We start from the raw sequence: 263 nt of genomic DNA, 5'->3' as shown, positions 1-263 counted from the left end.
ACGTCCTGCTCGGCCGGACCAAGCCGGTCAAGCCCGACCTGGACCAGCTCTTCGGCCTGCCTTCGGCAGCGATCACCCTCCAGGCCGACATCGGCTTCACCCCGACCGGCCTGGGCTCGGTGTGCTTCGCCGCCATCGAGGGCGGCGCATTCGCCCAAGTCCAACAGGAGGTACGAGCCCTCCTCGACGCGGACTCCGAACGGGGCGGCGTACCGGTGGAGTTCAGCCGTGACGCGTACGGGTACTCGTGGCTGCTCTCCCGC

Annotated in this window: 1 protein-coding gene; it reads left to right on the top strand. The window is 69.6% G+C overall.

The window, feature by feature from the left end:
• Positions 1–5: 5 nt before the first annotated feature.
• The coding region (pspAB, locus tag C6N31_RS43000) for a PspA-associated protein PspAB (protein ID WP_438817457.1) at positions 6–263 on the top strand (258 nt) is incomplete at its 3' end.

Origin of the sequence: Streptomyces fildesensis, from assembly GCF_016107395.1 — a bacterium.
GTDB lineage: Bacteria > Actinomycetota > Actinomycetes > Streptomycetales > Streptomycetaceae > Actinacidiphila > Actinacidiphila fildesensis.
The sequence above is the reverse complement of the archived record's forward strand: the minus strand, read 5'-3'. Positions and strand labels throughout refer to the sequence as shown.